The sequence below is a fragment of the Mumia sp. genome, assembly GCF_028803055.1.
Taxonomy (GTDB): domain Bacteria; phylum Actinomycetota; class Actinomycetes; order Propionibacteriales; family Nocardioidaceae; genus Mumia.
Genome location: NZ_JARBCJ010000084.1, coordinates 1 through 13601, shown reverse-complemented (window position 1 = coordinate 13601; position 13601 = coordinate 1). Strand labels below are relative to the sequence as shown.

At 70.5% G+C, this 13601-nt stretch carries 14 protein-coding genes; 2 read left to right on the top strand and 12 right to left on the bottom strand.

The window, feature by feature from the left end; all coding sequences use genetic code 11:
• Positions 1–132: 132 nt before the first annotated feature.
• A complete protein-coding gene (locus PV363_RS09810; RefSeq protein WP_220365397.1) occupies positions 133–1857 on the bottom strand; it encodes a hypothetical protein in 1725 nt (574 codons plus the stop codon).
• Positions 1858–2007: 150 nt separating this feature from the next.
• On the opposite strand from PV363_RS09810, the gene PV363_RS09805 reads away from it, so the two are divergent.
• Both PV363_RS09805 and PV363_RS09800 read left to right on the top strand, forming a co-directional pair.
• The gene (locus PV363_RS09805; RefSeq protein ID WP_220341261.1) at positions 2008–2697 is read left to right on the top strand and encodes a class E sortase; all 690 of its coding nucleotides are present in this window, start codon (positions 2008–2010) and stop codon (positions 2695–2697) included.
• A gap of 1 nt (position 2698) precedes the next feature.
• Positions 2699–2905, top strand: a complete 207-nt coding sequence (locus tag PV363_RS09800; RefSeq protein ID WP_220341260.1) for a hypothetical protein — start codon at positions 2699–2701, stop codon at positions 2903–2905.
• Between the two features lie 178 nt (positions 2906–3083).
• Here the strand turns inward: PV363_RS09800 and PV363_RS09795 are convergent, their stop codons facing one another.
• The 11 genes from PV363_RS09795 to PV363_RS09745 all read right to left on the bottom strand — a co-directional run.
• Positions 3084–3830 (bottom strand): hypothetical protein, encoded by a 747-nt coding sequence (locus PV363_RS09795; protein ID WP_220346915.1) that lies wholly within the window; start codon positions 3828–3830, stop codon positions 3084–3086.
• Positions 3827–4504 carry a hypothetical protein gene (locus tag PV363_RS09790; RefSeq protein ID WP_301022232.1) on the bottom strand — a complete coding sequence of 226 codons (678 nt, stop codon included), beginning with the start codon at positions 4502–4504 and terminating at the stop codon, positions 3827–3829. The genes PV363_RS09795 and PV363_RS09790 overlap by 4 nt, the downstream gene beginning before the upstream one ends.
• The gene (locus PV363_RS09785; protein WP_301022231.1) at positions 4504–5340 is read right to left on the bottom strand and encodes an SDR family NAD(P)-dependent oxidoreductase; all 837 of its coding nucleotides are present in this window, start codon (positions 5338–5340) and stop codon (positions 4504–4506) included. The genes PV363_RS09790 and PV363_RS09785 overlap by 1 nt, the downstream gene beginning before the upstream one ends.
• Complete coding sequence (locus PV363_RS09780; protein ID WP_220365400.1) at positions 5337–6320, bottom strand: hypothetical protein; 984 nt, start codon at positions 6318–6320, stop codon at positions 5337–5339. Before PV363_RS09780 ends, PV363_RS09785 begins: the two co-directional genes overlap by 4 nt.
• Positions 6317–7096 carry a hypothetical protein gene (locus PV363_RS09775; RefSeq protein WP_220341255.1) on the bottom strand — a complete coding sequence of 260 codons (780 nt, stop codon included), beginning with the start codon at positions 7094–7096 and terminating at the stop codon, positions 6317–6319. Before PV363_RS09775 ends, PV363_RS09780 begins: the two co-directional genes overlap by 4 nt.
• Entirely contained in the window at positions 7093–8331 is a 1239-nt protein-coding gene (locus tag PV363_RS09770) for an aromatic ring-hydroxylating dioxygenase subunit alpha (protein WP_220341254.1), read from the bottom strand. The genes PV363_RS09775 and PV363_RS09770 overlap by 4 nt, the downstream gene beginning before the upstream one ends.
• A gap of 13 nt (positions 8332–8344) precedes the next feature.
• Positions 8345–9355, bottom strand: a complete 1011-nt coding sequence (locus PV363_RS09765) for a hypothetical protein (RefSeq protein WP_220341253.1) — start codon at positions 9353–9355, stop codon at positions 8345–8347.
• Complete coding sequence (locus PV363_RS09760) at positions 9352–10179, bottom strand: hypothetical protein (protein WP_220346911.1); 828 nt, start codon at positions 10177–10179, stop codon at positions 9352–9354. The genes PV363_RS09765 and PV363_RS09760 overlap by 4 nt, the downstream gene beginning before the upstream one ends.
• Before the next feature lie 153 nt (positions 10180–10332).
• Positions 10333–11784 carry an aldehyde dehydrogenase family protein gene (locus PV363_RS09755; RefSeq protein WP_301022230.1) on the bottom strand — a complete coding sequence of 484 codons (1452 nt, stop codon included), beginning with the start codon at positions 11782–11784 and terminating at the stop codon, positions 10333–10335.
• Positions 11781–12977, bottom strand: a complete 1197-nt coding sequence (locus PV363_RS09750; RefSeq protein ID WP_301022229.1) for an NAD(P)/FAD-dependent oxidoreductase — start codon at positions 12975–12977, stop codon at positions 11781–11783. The genes PV363_RS09755 and PV363_RS09750 overlap by 4 nt, the downstream gene beginning before the upstream one ends.
• Positions 12974–13601, bottom strand: a 628-nt coding sequence (locus PV363_RS09745) for an isocitrate lyase/PEP mutase family protein (RefSeq protein ID WP_301022228.1), incomplete at its 5' end; no start/stop codon positions are given. The genes PV363_RS09745 and PV363_RS09750, both read right to left, overlap by 4 nt.

Sequence of the window (13601 nt, the reverse complement as noted above, 5' to 3'; positions counted from 1 at the left end):
GGTCCGTATCCGGGGGCGCCCCCCCGCGCCGCGGGGGCCGGTGGCGATGGGGGGGGGGCCCGCGCGCGCCCCCCCCACCCGGACCGGTGCTACGTGGTGCGTGTCATGACAGATGACGTGTCGAGAGCGGACTCACGACAGCGTCAACGTGAGGAGGCCGGTGTAGGTACCGGCCGCCTGGCTGGCTCCGACCTCGAGCGAGAGCCCGGCGTCGGCGACAGCGTCGCCTCCGCTGGTCCCGTCGGCACCGAGACCCGACGTCGCCACCGCGCACAGCGGCAGGTCGGTCGAGGCATCGGCGAACGATGCCGATGCGCCCGCGACGACGGTGTCGTCGGTGTTGCTCTGGGCGGCGCACTTCGGCGTCCAGGTCAGGGCGTTCGGAGCGATGGTGAAGTTGCCGCCGCTCGGCTTCGCGGGACCGTTGAGGCCCGAGAAGCGACCGACGAGCGACCACCCGAGGGAACCTCCGCGGTAGTCCTTCACCGTGACGTCCTTGAGATCGCCGGTCGAGGTCTGGTCCGTACCGTCGAGCGAGACGCCCGACATCAGAACGTTTCCTGCGTCCTTCGACATCTTCAGGTCGCCCGCGACGACCGTCAGGTCGAGCGTCTCGAGCAGCGAGCAGCTGCCCGTGGTCGCCGCTCCCTGCTTCGCCGTGCAGGTGTCACCGGAGAAGGTGAACGCCTGCGAGGCGAAGATGGCGACCGGCGGGGGGCCGGGCGCGTGGATGCGACTCGCACCGATGTAGGCAGTCCCGGAATCGTTCACGATGAACGTGGCCGAGATGTTGCCCGCGGAGTCGGCGGTCGTCGTGACAGCCGGGTCGGACGAGGCCGGCGGCGGGAACGGCGGACCGCTCTTGGTGCCGCTGACGCTCACCGGCTGGTTCGGGTCCCAGTTGGAGCCCGTGACGGTGACGACCGTGCCGGCGCCACCACCGGTGACGTTCGTCGAGACGGTGACGTTGCCCAGGATGGTGATCGGGGTCAGGCTCGTCTCACCGCCGGAGGTGACCTTCAGGGACCGCGCCCCGGTCGTCGGCGTGGCGGACACCGCGAGGGTGCCCGAGCCCGTGCCGTCGCCCGCGATCGAGAGCGTCGAGGACGTCGCGTCGCAGCTGGTCCCGCTGGTGTTGCAGAGCTCGGCCGTACCGGTGCCGGCCGCTGAGAAGTTCGTGACGCCGAAGCTGATCACGTCGTTCTTGCGTGCCGCGTTGGTGACGACCTGGTTGCTGATCCCCGTGATGGAGGCCGACGGGCCGACCGCCGAGAAGCTCGCGCTGATGTTGGTGTCGACCGGCGTGGTGGCCGGGTTGACCCCGTTCGCCACTCCGCCCGCCTGCCCGTTGCACTGGACGCGCAGCGTGTAGTCGGGGATGTCGTAGATCACCTTGCGAAGCTTCAGGGTGTTGGTCCCCGAGCTGGTGACCGGGAACGAGCCCTGGACCGTGTCCCCGGGGATCGGACCGAAGCCCGGCGCGGAGAACCCCTTCTGGACCACCGGCAGGTTCACGCCGTTGACCGAGAAGTAGTAGTAGACCGTGCCGGACGCCGCCGGACCGCCGTTGGTCGGTCCGGTGTTGAAGGTCAGCGTGAAGTTGCGTGAGCTGCCGACCGTGCTCCCGCCACTGGTGGTGAGGGTGTAGTCGGCATTGTTGCCCCACGCCGCCAGCGAGCTGGAGAGGTTGCCCGTCGTCGAGGTGTCCTCGAGGGCGGCACCAGCCGCCACGGAGTAGACCCAACACCCGCCTGACGGGGTCGCCGCGGACGCCGAGGTGGCGCCCACGGTGACTGCTGTCGTCGCAAGCATGCTGGCTCCAGCCAGCAGGGCCACGACGCGTTTCTTAGATCTCATCTACCCGCGCTCCTTCTTCGGGTAGGGGGCCCCGAGGGGCCCGACCTGAGTCGCAGTCCTGTCCACTGCATTGCACACATCGGGAGTGCAAGTAGGGATAGGCTCAACCACGCAGACGATATTGTCAATGATATATCCGAGAGGATTTTGATGCGCAGGTCCGTGATGAGCCAGTCCGCGAGGGTGGCCGGCACCGTGGTGCGCTCCGGCGCGGAGCTGCTGGTCACCGGTGGCGTGGTCGTGCTGCTCTTCGCCGTCTACCTCGTGGTCTGGAGCGATGTGCAGACCGCGGCCGCACAGGTCGACCTGCGAGACGACTTCGAGAGCCAAGTCGAGGCCGCCGCCGCCACACCGAGCTCGAACGTGCCCGCCGAGCCGGCCAAGGTCGCTCCCCCACGAGGGTCGGGTATCGCCGTCATGAGGATCCCCCGGCTCGGCGACGACTGGTCGTGGGTCGTGGTGGAAGGCGTGTCGGACGAGCAGCTCGCGCGTGGTCCCGGACACTTCCCCGAGACGGCGCAGCCGGGTCAGGTCGGCAACTTCGGCGTTGCCGGTCACCGCGCCACCCACGGTGAGCCGTTCGCGCACATCGACCGCGTCCGCAAGGGCGACACCGTGGTCGTCGAGGCGGTCGGAGACACCTACACCTACGTCGTCGACCGCACCGAGATCGTCGCACCGACCGCGGTCGACATCCTGCTCCCCGTCCCGGGCAAGCCCGCGGCCAGAGCCCGAAAGGCCCGGCTGACCATCGTGACCTGCCATCCCCGATGGGGCTCCAGCGAGCGCCTCATCGTGCACGGACACCTCGTCGAGACCCGCTCCGGATCGGAGGCCTGACGTGTACGCAGCCCTGTGGCGGATCCTTCCCGGGCCCACGGCCGTGAAGGCGCTGATCGCCGTGGCCCTGTTCGTGGGGGTCGTCCTCATCTTGTTCCTCGTGGTGTTCCCTGAGGTGGAACCGCTGCTGCCGTTCGACCAGATCACCCTCGAGCCCGAGCAGACGGCGGGCACGGTCGGCGGCGAGTCCGGGGTGGGGGAACCGTAACCTCCGAACTGGAACACTGTCTCGCGATTCCAGGAACCGTCTCAGTGCCCGGCACAGCACGCCCGGCACAGCACGTCTCCGCCGCCCGGCCGGAGGCGCGGGCGGCGGAGACGTGGACGGTGCAGACCGTGCAGAGCCGGGCCGGGGGACCACGGCCCTGCACGGAGACGGGGGGTGGTCAGTGGTCGCGCAGCAACGACCCGAAGCCGTGGAGCTTGTCCTCGATGCCGTTCTCGCGCAGCGCCATCCACCAGGTGGCGGCGTTGATCGCGATGACCGGCTTGCCCAGCCAACGCTCGGCCTCGTCGGCCAGCTCGGTCATGCAGAGGTTCGTTCCGCACTGGACGATCGCGTCGACGTCGGGTCCGTCCACCTCGATGATCGCCTCACGCAGCGTCTGCTCGCTGACGTGCGCGATCGCGACGGCGCTCTCGCAGCTGAGGCCCTTGATCTTGTCGACCTCGAAGCCGAGCTCGGTGAAGAACTTCCGGACGTTCTCGTCACCGATCGGGGTGTACGGCGTGACGATGCCGATCTTCCTGGCACCGTAGAGCTGGAGCGCGCGCTCGCAGGCCTCGGCGCCGGTGGCGACGCCGAGCCCGCCCGAGAGGTCCTGGATCTGCTGGACGAACTGGCGGTTGCCCTCGACGCCGTCCCAGAAGGTCTCGGCGCTCATGCCCATGACCATGTAGTCGGGCTCCATCGTCACGACGCCCTCGACGCAGTCGGCCATCGCGGCACGGATCTGGACGAGCAGGTTCTGCATGCCCTCGTCGTCGGCGATACGGCCGTCTCGGATGAGGATCCGTCCGTAGTGCGACGTGACACCGGGGACGCGCATCATGTCGAACTCGGGCTGGACGATCGTGTTGGTGCTCGGGGCGATCACACCGAACTTGCGGCGGTAGCCGAGGCGGTCGGTCATGAGAGGGAGGCTCCTTCGGGGACGGAGGGACGCTCGGCGTGCGGGAGCCGCCTGCTCAGGCGGAGCGCGCCGATGAGGAAGCAGAGCTGGACGCCGGAGTTCGTGAGCTGCTCGATCCACTGCAAGGCCTCGGTCTGGTTCGGCCGAGCGGCGAGCGGAGGGAGCACGAGGGTTCCGACGAGGTAGAAGATGAACAGCCAGCGTCCGAGCTGGTCGCCGTGGCGACGGGCGAGCGCCGAGGCCATGGCTCCGACCGCGACCGCGGAGAGGGCGGCGATGGCGAGCATCGGGGTGAGGTTGCGCGCGGCGCCGGAGATGCATGCACCGACGAAGGGCACGAGGGCGAACGGCGCCCAGGACACGACCTTGCCGACGTACACGCTGGCCAGTGCCCAGGCGATCGCGGAGAACCCGATCGCCAGGCAGGGGAAGAGCATCTGCTCGAGGAAGGGGATCTCCACGCAGGGGCCTGCGACGAGCAGCTTCCAGACCGCCTTGCCGAGGCCGCCCGCAGTGACGACGAGACCACCCAGAAGTGCGCCCACCCGTACGGCGGGAATCACCTTGCCGAGCGCGTTCGCCAGGACGACCAGGGCCGCGCCGGCGAGCAGCACCGGCACGAAGTCCTCGATCGCCAGCGCCAGGCCGTACTCGGTGCACGGATCGATCGCCATCAGGCCACCGCTCCCGTGCTCGTGGCCGGGGACTCGTCGGTCGCGAAGATGTCCCGTGAGCGGAAGCCGGCGGTGAGGAACCGGTCCATCGCCTTCGACCGGGTCAGCCAGGCGACCCTTGTCCCGTTCTTGCTCGCGGCGAGCACGTGGTCGGCCAGCCACGGGGTGACGGTCTCGACCCGGTCACCGAGGATGTTGAAGATCTTGCGCGCCTTCTCGAACGCCTCGGGCTGGCCGTCGTAGTCGTCGACGAGCAGATCGGTCGCGACGATGCCGGGCGACAGGTAGCCGACTCGGACGTCGGTGCCCTTCGCCTCCTTGACCATCGCGGCGGTGAGGTAGGTGACCGCGCGCTTGCTCGCCCCGTAGACCGCCATGCCGGGTTGGAGCTGGCCGTCGGAGCCGAAGCCCTCCATGTTCCAGATCCATCCGCCGCCGGCCTGGGCCGACAATCCGGCGAGCGCGACGGCGCTGCCGTTGATGGCACCGACGAGATTGGTACGGATCACGCTCTCGACCGAAGCCGCGGGGATCTCCGGCAACGGACGGCGGGGCGCGGAGACGCCGGCGTTGTTGATCCACACGTCCACCCGGCCGAACGTCTCGGTCGTGTGGTCCCACAGCTTCTGCAGGGACTCCCGGTCGGTGACGTCGGCGGCGATCCCGCTCACGCGGTCACCACCGACGGCGCCGAGCTCGGCGACGGCGGTGTCGACCGCTGCCGACGACCGGCCGCAGACGACCACACGGCAGCCCCGCTCGAGGAGCTGGCCGGCGAGCCCGAGGCCGATGCCTCGAGTGCCGCCGGTCACGACGACCACCCGGGAGGCGCTCACGTCGCAGGCTCCCAGGTCAGCAGTCCGTGGACGAAGTGCGTCGTCCGCTCACCGCTGAGCAGCTGCCACACGATCGAGAGCTCTCGCGTCTGCGGGTCGAGGAGGAACTCACGACCGCGGATCTTCTCGACCCCGCGCGCGTCAGCCCCCATGAGGTGCTGCGTGGTGAAGAGCGCCCGGCCGTACGAGACCGCGTTGCCGAAGACGTCCGGCCCGTCGTACTGCACCCGCGCACCGTCGCGGTAGCGCTCGAGGGTGTAGGAGCGGTCGAGCGCGCCCTCCCACGTGACCCGCTGGCGGGCGCGCAGGAGAGAGAGCGGCTCGTGGTCGATGCGTACGTCGGTCTGGCCGACGGTCGTCTGCGTCGCGGCGTCCTCGACCGAGAGGCTGCCTGTCCAGGCGCCCGCCTCCTTGGTGGGGAGGACCTGAGGGATGGACCCGCGACGGGTCTCGGCGGCGATCCATTCGTCGACGAACGTCTGGGTCTCAGGGTTCGTCTCGTGGTCCAGCGTGCGCTTGTAGACGCCGTTGAAGACCGCACAGACGGCCCATCCGTCGTGGAGGACCGACGAGTAGACCTGAGTCACGCCGTCGGGCAGCACCTGGTTCCAGGTCCGCAGGTCCGCCTGCCAGCCGGGCGAGTAGTAGTTCGCCTCGACGAAGAAGCCGTACGGCTGACCCGTCCCGTAGAAGTCGGGACCGCAGTAGACGCGGTTCTGGTCGGAGTCGACGATGCCGAAGTCGAAGTCCGCGCCGAGCTCGAAGCGGTTGCGCAGCGCGCCGCTGCCCTCGAGGTTCGTGCGCATCCAGTAGCGGGAGACGCCGTCCTCGACGACGCTCGCGCGGACCACGTGCTCGTAGCCGACGTGGTTGCCCTGGGCGTCGAACAGCGACGGCCGGCCGTGCCACTCCCCCTCGATGCGCTGCTGCCACTCGCTGGTGGTGTCGGCTCCTACCTCGGGATCGGCGGTCGCCGTCACGCGCGCACCTCGTTGTCGAGCAGGTGCGTCCGCACGTCCTCGGCCGACTCCTCGCCGATGAGGCGCGAGATCTGCGCCCAGACCTTGTCGACCTCGGGGCTGAAGACCAGGGCCCGGCTGCGGGCGTCACGGGCCACCAGGTCGGTGTCCTCGACGTCGGCCAGCACCTCGGACGGCACCTCGGCGTCGAGCAGCCCGAACCAGTGCTCGAGGTAGGTGGTGACCGCACTCTCGATCGCCACGAAGGCGTCCGCATCCGCACGGTTGACCAGCATCCACGGAGACATCATCGCGTTCTGCCGGGGGCCGATCGCCGCCTTGCTCAGGCCCGACCAGGTCGACACCTCCTCGTACGTCTCCGTCAGCGGCTCGTAGGCCCAGTCGAGGTACGGGAGGTGGGTGCCCAGGTCGGCCCGAGGGATGAGGTCCAGGTGGAACGCGTACGTGCCCTGACCCTGCACGGAGTCGAGCGTGAAGTGCGGGATCGGCGAACCGCCGCGGGTGAACGCGAACACCATGTGGCTGTCGAGACCGATCATCTCGACGGCGAGGCCGACGTAGACGAGCTTGGCGACCGGCTCGGCCTCGTCCTCGGAGACGAAGACCCGCACCTGTCCCACCGGCTCGGGCGTCATCGGCGAGGTGAGCGTCCGCAGGGCCGACCCGTCGTCGGCGGTGACCTCGACCAGGCGGCGCTCGGTGACGATGCGCTCCCACGTACGGCGGCACAGGCCTTCGGGCAGGCTGACCGGGGCCTCGGACTCGGTGGTGCTCATGCGGGGACCTCTTCTCCACGGGTCTGATCGGTCGACTCGGTCGTGCCGTTGGTGTCGGTGCGGGGGACGTCGCCGCGCGCCTCGCGCTCGACGCGCTTGCCGAGCAGCTCCTTGCTGCGGACCTCCTTGAAGTTCCACGCCGACGCCAGCTCGGGGACCTCCTTGCGGATGGGCGACGGGATCACGCGCGCCTCCACCCGGGCCGGCCCCTCGCCGACGATCGTGTTGCCCTCGACCGACCAGCCCCTGTCGATGAGCTCCTGGCGCCGACGGCGGTAGAGCACGGCGTTGTAGTCGCTCTTGACGTGCAGCTCGGCCGACAGGTCGAACGGGAGCAGCTCGGGTCGGACCGCGTTGACGACGGCCTCGTCCTCGTACAGGACCTTGAACACCCGGCGTCGGGCGTCACGGTCGGCCCACTTGCCCTTGAAGAACGTGCGCAGGGCGATGAACTTGACGAGCGTGGTCTCCTCGTCGATCGGGATGTTCACGTCGAAGATCTTGAGCGCACCCATGGGCGTGTCGATCTCGAGGAGGATCATGTTGGGCAGCCACCACGTGGTCGACACCGGGACCGGCGGGCGGTTCTTGAGGTCCTGCTTGTTGGGGTTGATCATCCCCCAGATGCCCTTGGAGCGCGGCGGGTTGAGCTTCACCGACACCTTGCAGTGCCACTCGGACTCCTCGACCTCGAAGTCGGGGACCTCCGGCTTCTCGCGGTTGCCGAAGACACCGCCGTGCACGAACGGCGTGTGCGCGACGTCGACGCCGTTCTCGAGGATGCGCTCGTAGTTGGACTTCCAGAGGAAGCTGCCGGTCACCGCACGATAGGTCTCGGTGTCGTCGATGGCGGACCAGTCGGGCAGCGGCGGGCGCTCGGCCTCGGGCAGGTCACCCATGTAGATCCAGATGAAGCGGTGCTTCTCCTGAACGGGGTAGGAGTCGATGCGCGCCTTGCGAGGGATGCCCTTGTCGGGGTGCGCGGGGATCTTGCGCACCGAGCCGTCGGGCTCGTACTCCCAGCCGTGGTACGGGCAGACGAGGCAGTCGTCCTTGATCTCGCCACCGGACAGCGCGGCACCGCGGTGCACGCAGAGGTCCGACATCGCGACCACGCTGTTGTCGCTGGACTTGCGATAGATGACGAGCTGCTGCCCGAGGAGCTTCACCTTCTTGGGCTGCCCCGCCGGGAGGTCCTCACTGAAATCGACGGCGTACCAGAAATTCTTGAACATCGCGGGTCTCCTCCTAGCGTCGCCGGATCTCGGCGATCTCCGGGCAGGGCTGCTCCGCCAGCAGCTCCAGGGCGTTCTTCGCCTCGGCATCCCCGCGCAGGCTGGCGCGGAGGAACGAGGTGACGGTGGTGGCGAGCGCGTCGCGTCGTGCGGCGTCGTCGCCGGTCGGCGGGTCCTCGAGGAACCCGCGTGCGGTGGTCGGATCATGGGGATGGGCGGCGAGCATGTGCGATGCGCCCGCGAGGTGGACGAGCCACGCCTCGGTCGTCGACGGGAGCGCCCGCTCCCAGGTGGCTGTCACCGGGTCGTGCGTAGGCGCGCCGGGCTCCTCGCCGTACCGGACGGCGCTGGCGGCGACGACACCGTCCGCCGTGCCGGCCAGCAGCATCACGGGGGCCTCGACCGGTGCCGGCAGCAGGGTGCGCGGCGGGTGGCCGAGCATCTGCGACGCCATCGTGTGCGCGCCGTAGGTGACGACGGCGCGCACCTCGGGGAACCACCGAGGGCTCGCCGACTGGAGCGCGACGGTGCCACCGGCCGAGTGGCCGAACAGGGCGACGGTGTCGACGTCCAGGAGGCCCGCGAGCGGTCCTGCCTCCCCGAGCGCGGCGACGGCGTCGAGCACCGGACGCAGCGCCGGGGTCGTCGGACCGCTCCCGTAGGTCTGCGGGCCGACGGTGGCGAGATCGACGCCGGGGGTGAGCCCGACGTCTGCGGGACCGTCCTTGCCGGGGAAGAGCTCCGCGACCCAGTCATAGGTGACCGCGACGAAGCCGGCCTCGACGAGCCGCACCGCCAACCACGAGTACGCGTCGGCGGCGACGTTGACGCCGGAGAGGATGACGGCCAGCGGGTACGGGGCACCTGCTGGGTCCGCCGGGAGGCGGCCGCTCATCCGCTCGGCCGTGGTCGTCGCCGGCAGGGCCGGGTAGCGCACGGTGACGTGCGCGGTGTCGTACGGGGCAGGAGCCCCGGGGACACCGACGGCGGTACGGACCGCGCGGACGAGGACGGCAGGGCTCATCGGGACCGGTGTGCCTCGTGCTCGTGGGCGCGGGGCAGCACCCGGTCGCCGCCCCACAGCGCGCGGACGAGCTGCTGGGTGGTCTCGGCCCCGAAGTAGCGGTCGCCCATCACGTTGGCCGGGTCGCGCTCGGCGATGTTGCGTCGGATGGCCTCGTCGTCGGCCGCGAGGGCAGCCTGCTCCTCGACCGGGACGGTCTCGGCCTGGTCGACCCAGCCGAGCCAGCGATCGAGGTGCTCCTCGGCCAGCTCGGTGACGAGGCTCGTCATCTCGTCGGCGGCGGGCGCCATGTAGCAGAACGCGGTCGGTGACAGACCCGCGCGGACGAACGCCGACCGGCTGACGAAGGGCTCCAGGAAGGAGTTCTCGTTGCGGACCTGCTCCCACCGCTCGTTGACCGGCTCGTAGTAGCGGTCGAACGAGTCGGTGTCGGTGACGAGGTAGCTGCGGGGGACGGAGTCGAGATAGACCCATCCCTGCGGGAAGCAGCCCAGCGCCATCCCGAAGTGCGGGACCTTGACCTGGGGGCCGAGCCAGATCGTCAGGTGCACGTTGCAGAAGCCGGCGGCGGCGTTCTCCATGTGCGAGTGGACCATCCAGTCGATCTCCGGACCGGAGTAGGTGCGGACGCGGCCCCTGGCCCCGGTCTCTCCGCCGAAGTCCTCGAGGGCCTCCGACGACGGGTCGCGTTCGAGGGCGAACCGCTCGGACACGCGGGCCTTGAGCCGCTCCACGAGCGCCGCCCAGGTCGCGAAGGTCTCGCTGACGTCGGTGGGGCCCGACTCGTCGAGGTGCTCCTGCACGTACTTCAGACTCTGGCTCACGGGGGCTCCTTTAGGGCGTGCGACGTGGGTCACGTTGCTCAGACTATATATGATCTATTCCCGCGGCGGACAGGGTTCGAATGAGAATCTTGGCCCGTCGCGGGCGGCCGAGGACGGCCATGAGGGCAGCCGTGACCGAAACTTGATAGGGCGTCAGCTCGGGTACGCCGTCGCCGCCAACGCGACGCCGCCGGCTCTGAACGCGGCCGGCGCGTGGAGGACGCAGGTCTGCACGTGCTCGAGGATCCCCTCGTCGCCGTACTCCCTCCCCCACCCCGAGCGCTTCACGCCACCGAACGGCGCCCTCAGCGCCAGGCCGGTGCGGTTGTGCGTGTTGATGAAGGTGAACCCGGCATCGACACGCGCCCCGACGGCGAACGCGTGCTCCTCGTCGCGCGACCAGACCGAGGCGCCGAGCCCCAGGTCGCCGGCGTTCGCCCTCGCGACCACCTCGTCCTCGGAGTCGAACGCGAGGATGGGAAGCGTCGGACCGAACTGCTCCGTCGCCACCACGTCGTCGTCGTCGGCAGCACCGAGGACCAGGGTGGGTCGGACGAAGTATCCGCCCTCGAACGCGGTCGCGTCGTCGAGCGACCCCAGCTCGAGCACCTCGGCACCGCGGGCGCTCGCCCCCGCGACGAGCCCGCGCACACGCTCGGCCGAGGCCGCGCTCACGACCGGTCCCATCGTCACGCCGGGGTGGAGCGGGTCGCCTGTGCGCAGCACACGGGCCGCTGCTTCGCGGTAGGCGCCGACCACCTCGTCGTAGCGCGAGCGGTGGACGTAGAGGCGCTTCACCGCCATGCAGACCTGCCCGCTCGTCGCGAACGACGCCATCACGAGACGGTCCATGGCGCCGTCGTCGAGCGAGACGTCGGGGAGCAGGATCGCCGGGTCGTTGCCTCCGAGCTCGAGCAACGAGGGCGTCAGCGCCGAGGCGGCGGTCCGCGCGATCGCCCGTCCGGCGATGTCGCCCCCGGTGAAGGCCACCCGATCGACCCCGGGGTGCCCGACCAGCGCGGTCGCGGTGTCGGCGTGACCGTGGACGGTCTGGAGGAGCCCCTCGGGGAGCACCTCCCCCATCGTGGCGAGCAGCCGCTCGACCGCGAACGGAGCGAGGGGTGACGGCTTGACGACGACGGCGTTGCCGCCGACCAAGGCCGGGGCGACCTTGAGCATGGTGAGGACGACCGGTGCGTTCCAGGGGGTCACCGCCGCGACCACCCCGTACGGCCGGTGGCGGCGGACGAGCCGGCCCTCCGCGTCGTCGACGACGTGGTCGACGAGCAGGGCCTCCCCGCGGTCTGCGGCCCACCGCAGGACGGCCACGCCGAACCCGACCTCGCCGCGGCAGTCCGCGAGCGGTTTGCCCGTCTCCCGCGCCATCAGGACGGCGAGATCGTCGAGGCCAGGCTCGAGCAGGTCCGCCGCGGCGCGCAGCGTCGCGGCGCGGTCGGCAGGTGCCACGACGAGCCAGCCGGCCTGGGCAGCGCGGGCTCGGGCCACCGCGACGTCGACCTCAGCAGCGCTGGCGACCGGCGTCTCGCCGACGATCTCGGTGGTGCGGGCCGGGTTCTCCCGCGGCGTGGTGGCCGCACCGCTCACCGGGCGCCCCCGAGAGTCGGGTCGAGCGGCCGCAACGAGTCGATCATGGACGTCCGGCGAAGGTAGGCCCGCTCCGCGGCCGGGTCGGCTGCCAGGGCGCGGAGCTCGGCGTGGTGGGCGGCGCGCGCGGCAGGGTCCTGCTCGCGCAGCTGCTTCCAGTTGTCGTGCGTGACGGTGCGTACGTACGAGAGGGCGACGTCACGTCTGCGCTCCATCACGTCGTCCAGGTCGGCGACGGTGGCGGTGCCGGCCAGCACGTCGGCAAGGGCCGTCGCGGCGAGCACCGCGTCGTGGACGCCGCTGTTCATCCCCATCCCGCCGAGCGGGTTGTTGACGTGGGCGGCGTCTCCGACCAGGAGCACACGACCGGTCCGGAACCGGTCGGCGACGCGCTGGTGCACGGCGTACAGCGACGCGTGGAGCACCGCCCAGTCGCGCCCCAGGTCGGCCACGCGCCGAAGCCGCTCCTGCACGCGGGCGGCGGCGACCTCGTCCTCCGCCGGGCTGTCGGGGTCGGTCGGGAAGAGGATGCGCCAGTGCTCCGGCGTCCGCAGCAGGACCAACCACTCCGACGGGTCGAACACGTAGTTGACGTCGGCGATCCCCGGGAGGGCGGCAGTGAGGTCCTCCGTCGTGGAGACCACGAGGAAGCGCTCGGGATAGGTGATCCCCTCGAACGCGGCACCGACGGCCTTGCGCACCACGGAGCTCGCGCCGTCCGCTCCGACGACCCAGCCGGCCGACCACTCCCGTCCGGTCGCGCTCGTCACGCGCACTCCGGCGTCGTCCTGGACGACGCCGGTCACCGGCTCGCCGAACTCGACCGTGCAGCCCTCGTGCTGAAGCAGCCGCTCGAGGAGGATGGGAGTCAGCTTGCTCTGCTCGCACTGCACACGGAACGGGTACGGGGTGTCACCGGCCAGCGCGCCGAGGTCGAGCTCGGCGATCGGACCCTCGTGCCGGTCACGATACTGGAAGAGCCGGGAGACGATGCCGCGCTCCATCAGCGCGTCGAGCACACCGAGCTGCTCGAGCATCTCGAGCGTCGGCGGGTGGTACGTGCTCGCGCGCGACTCCGCCGAGAGGGTCTCCCCCGCCTCGAGCACCGTCACCGGATGGCCGGCGTGAGCCAGCGTCAACGCCGCGGTGAGTCCGACCGGGCCTGCGCCCACGACAACGACCGTGTCGGTCATCGCACGGTCACCTCCTCTGCATAGCGCTCCTCGAGCAGGAGCTGGTCATCGAGTCCGAGCAAGGCGGTCAGGTCGTCCCACGCCCAGCGCGGAGCCTCCCCGGCGCGTCCGGACCGCGCGATCGCCGCATAGACGTCGGCCACCGCGCGCGTCGCCGCGAGAAGGGCCGAGACCGGATGAATCACCAGCCGCACGCCGAGCGCGGCCAGGGTCGCGTCGTCCGGGACCTCGCCGTCGGAACCCGCTGCCTCCGAACGGTTCAGCACGAACGGGACAGGCGTGCCGAGGGCAGCACGGACCTCGGCCAGGTCGGCAGGTGCTGCACCCTCGACGAAGACCGCGTCGGCACCGGCGTCGACGAACGCGCGCGCCCGTTCCACGACCGAGCCGATGCCCTCGACCGAGAGGGCGTCGGTCCTCGCCACGACCACGATGCCGGTGCGGGCGTCGACCGCCGCGCGGACGCGGCCTGCGGCCTCGGCGACCCCGATCACCGCCTTGCCGCTCATGTGGCCGCACTTCTTGGGGTGGACCTGGTCCTCCAGGTGCAGCCCGGCCACGCCGGCCTGCTCGTACTCGCGGACCGTGCGCAGCACGGTGACGGCGTTGCCGTAGCCGGTGTCG

Coding starts and splice junctions, on each gene's coding strand:
- PV363_RS09750 (WP_301022229.1), bottom strand. CDS start 12,977: ATGACCGACACGGTCGTTGTCGTGGGCGCAGGCCCGGTCGGACTCACC.
- PV363_RS09805 (WP_220341261.1), top strand. CDS start 2,008: ATGCGCAGGTCCGTGATGAGCCAGTCCGCGAGGGTGGCCGGCACCGTG.
- PV363_RS09775 (WP_220341255.1), bottom strand. CDS start 7,096: ATGAGCACCACCGAGTCCGAGGCCCCGGTCAGCCTGCCCGAAGGCCTG.
- PV363_RS09810 (WP_220365397.1), bottom strand. CDS start 1,857: ATGAGATCTAAGAAACGCGTCGTGGCCCTGCTGGCTGGAGCCAGCATG.
- PV363_RS09790 (WP_301022232.1), bottom strand. CDS start 4,504: ATGGCGATCGATCCGTGCACCGAGTACGGCCTGGCGCTGGCGATCGAG.
- PV363_RS09770 (WP_220341254.1), bottom strand. CDS start 8,331: ATGTTCAAGAATTTCTGGTACGCCGTCGATTTCAGTGAGGACCTCCCG.
- PV363_RS09765 (WP_220341253.1), bottom strand. CDS start 9,355: ATGAGCCCTGCCGTCCTCGTCCGCGCGGTCCGTACCGCCGTCGGTGTC.
- PV363_RS09795 (WP_220346915.1), bottom strand. CDS start 3,830: ATGACCGACCGCCTCGGCTACCGCCGCAAGTTCGGTGTGATCGCCCCG.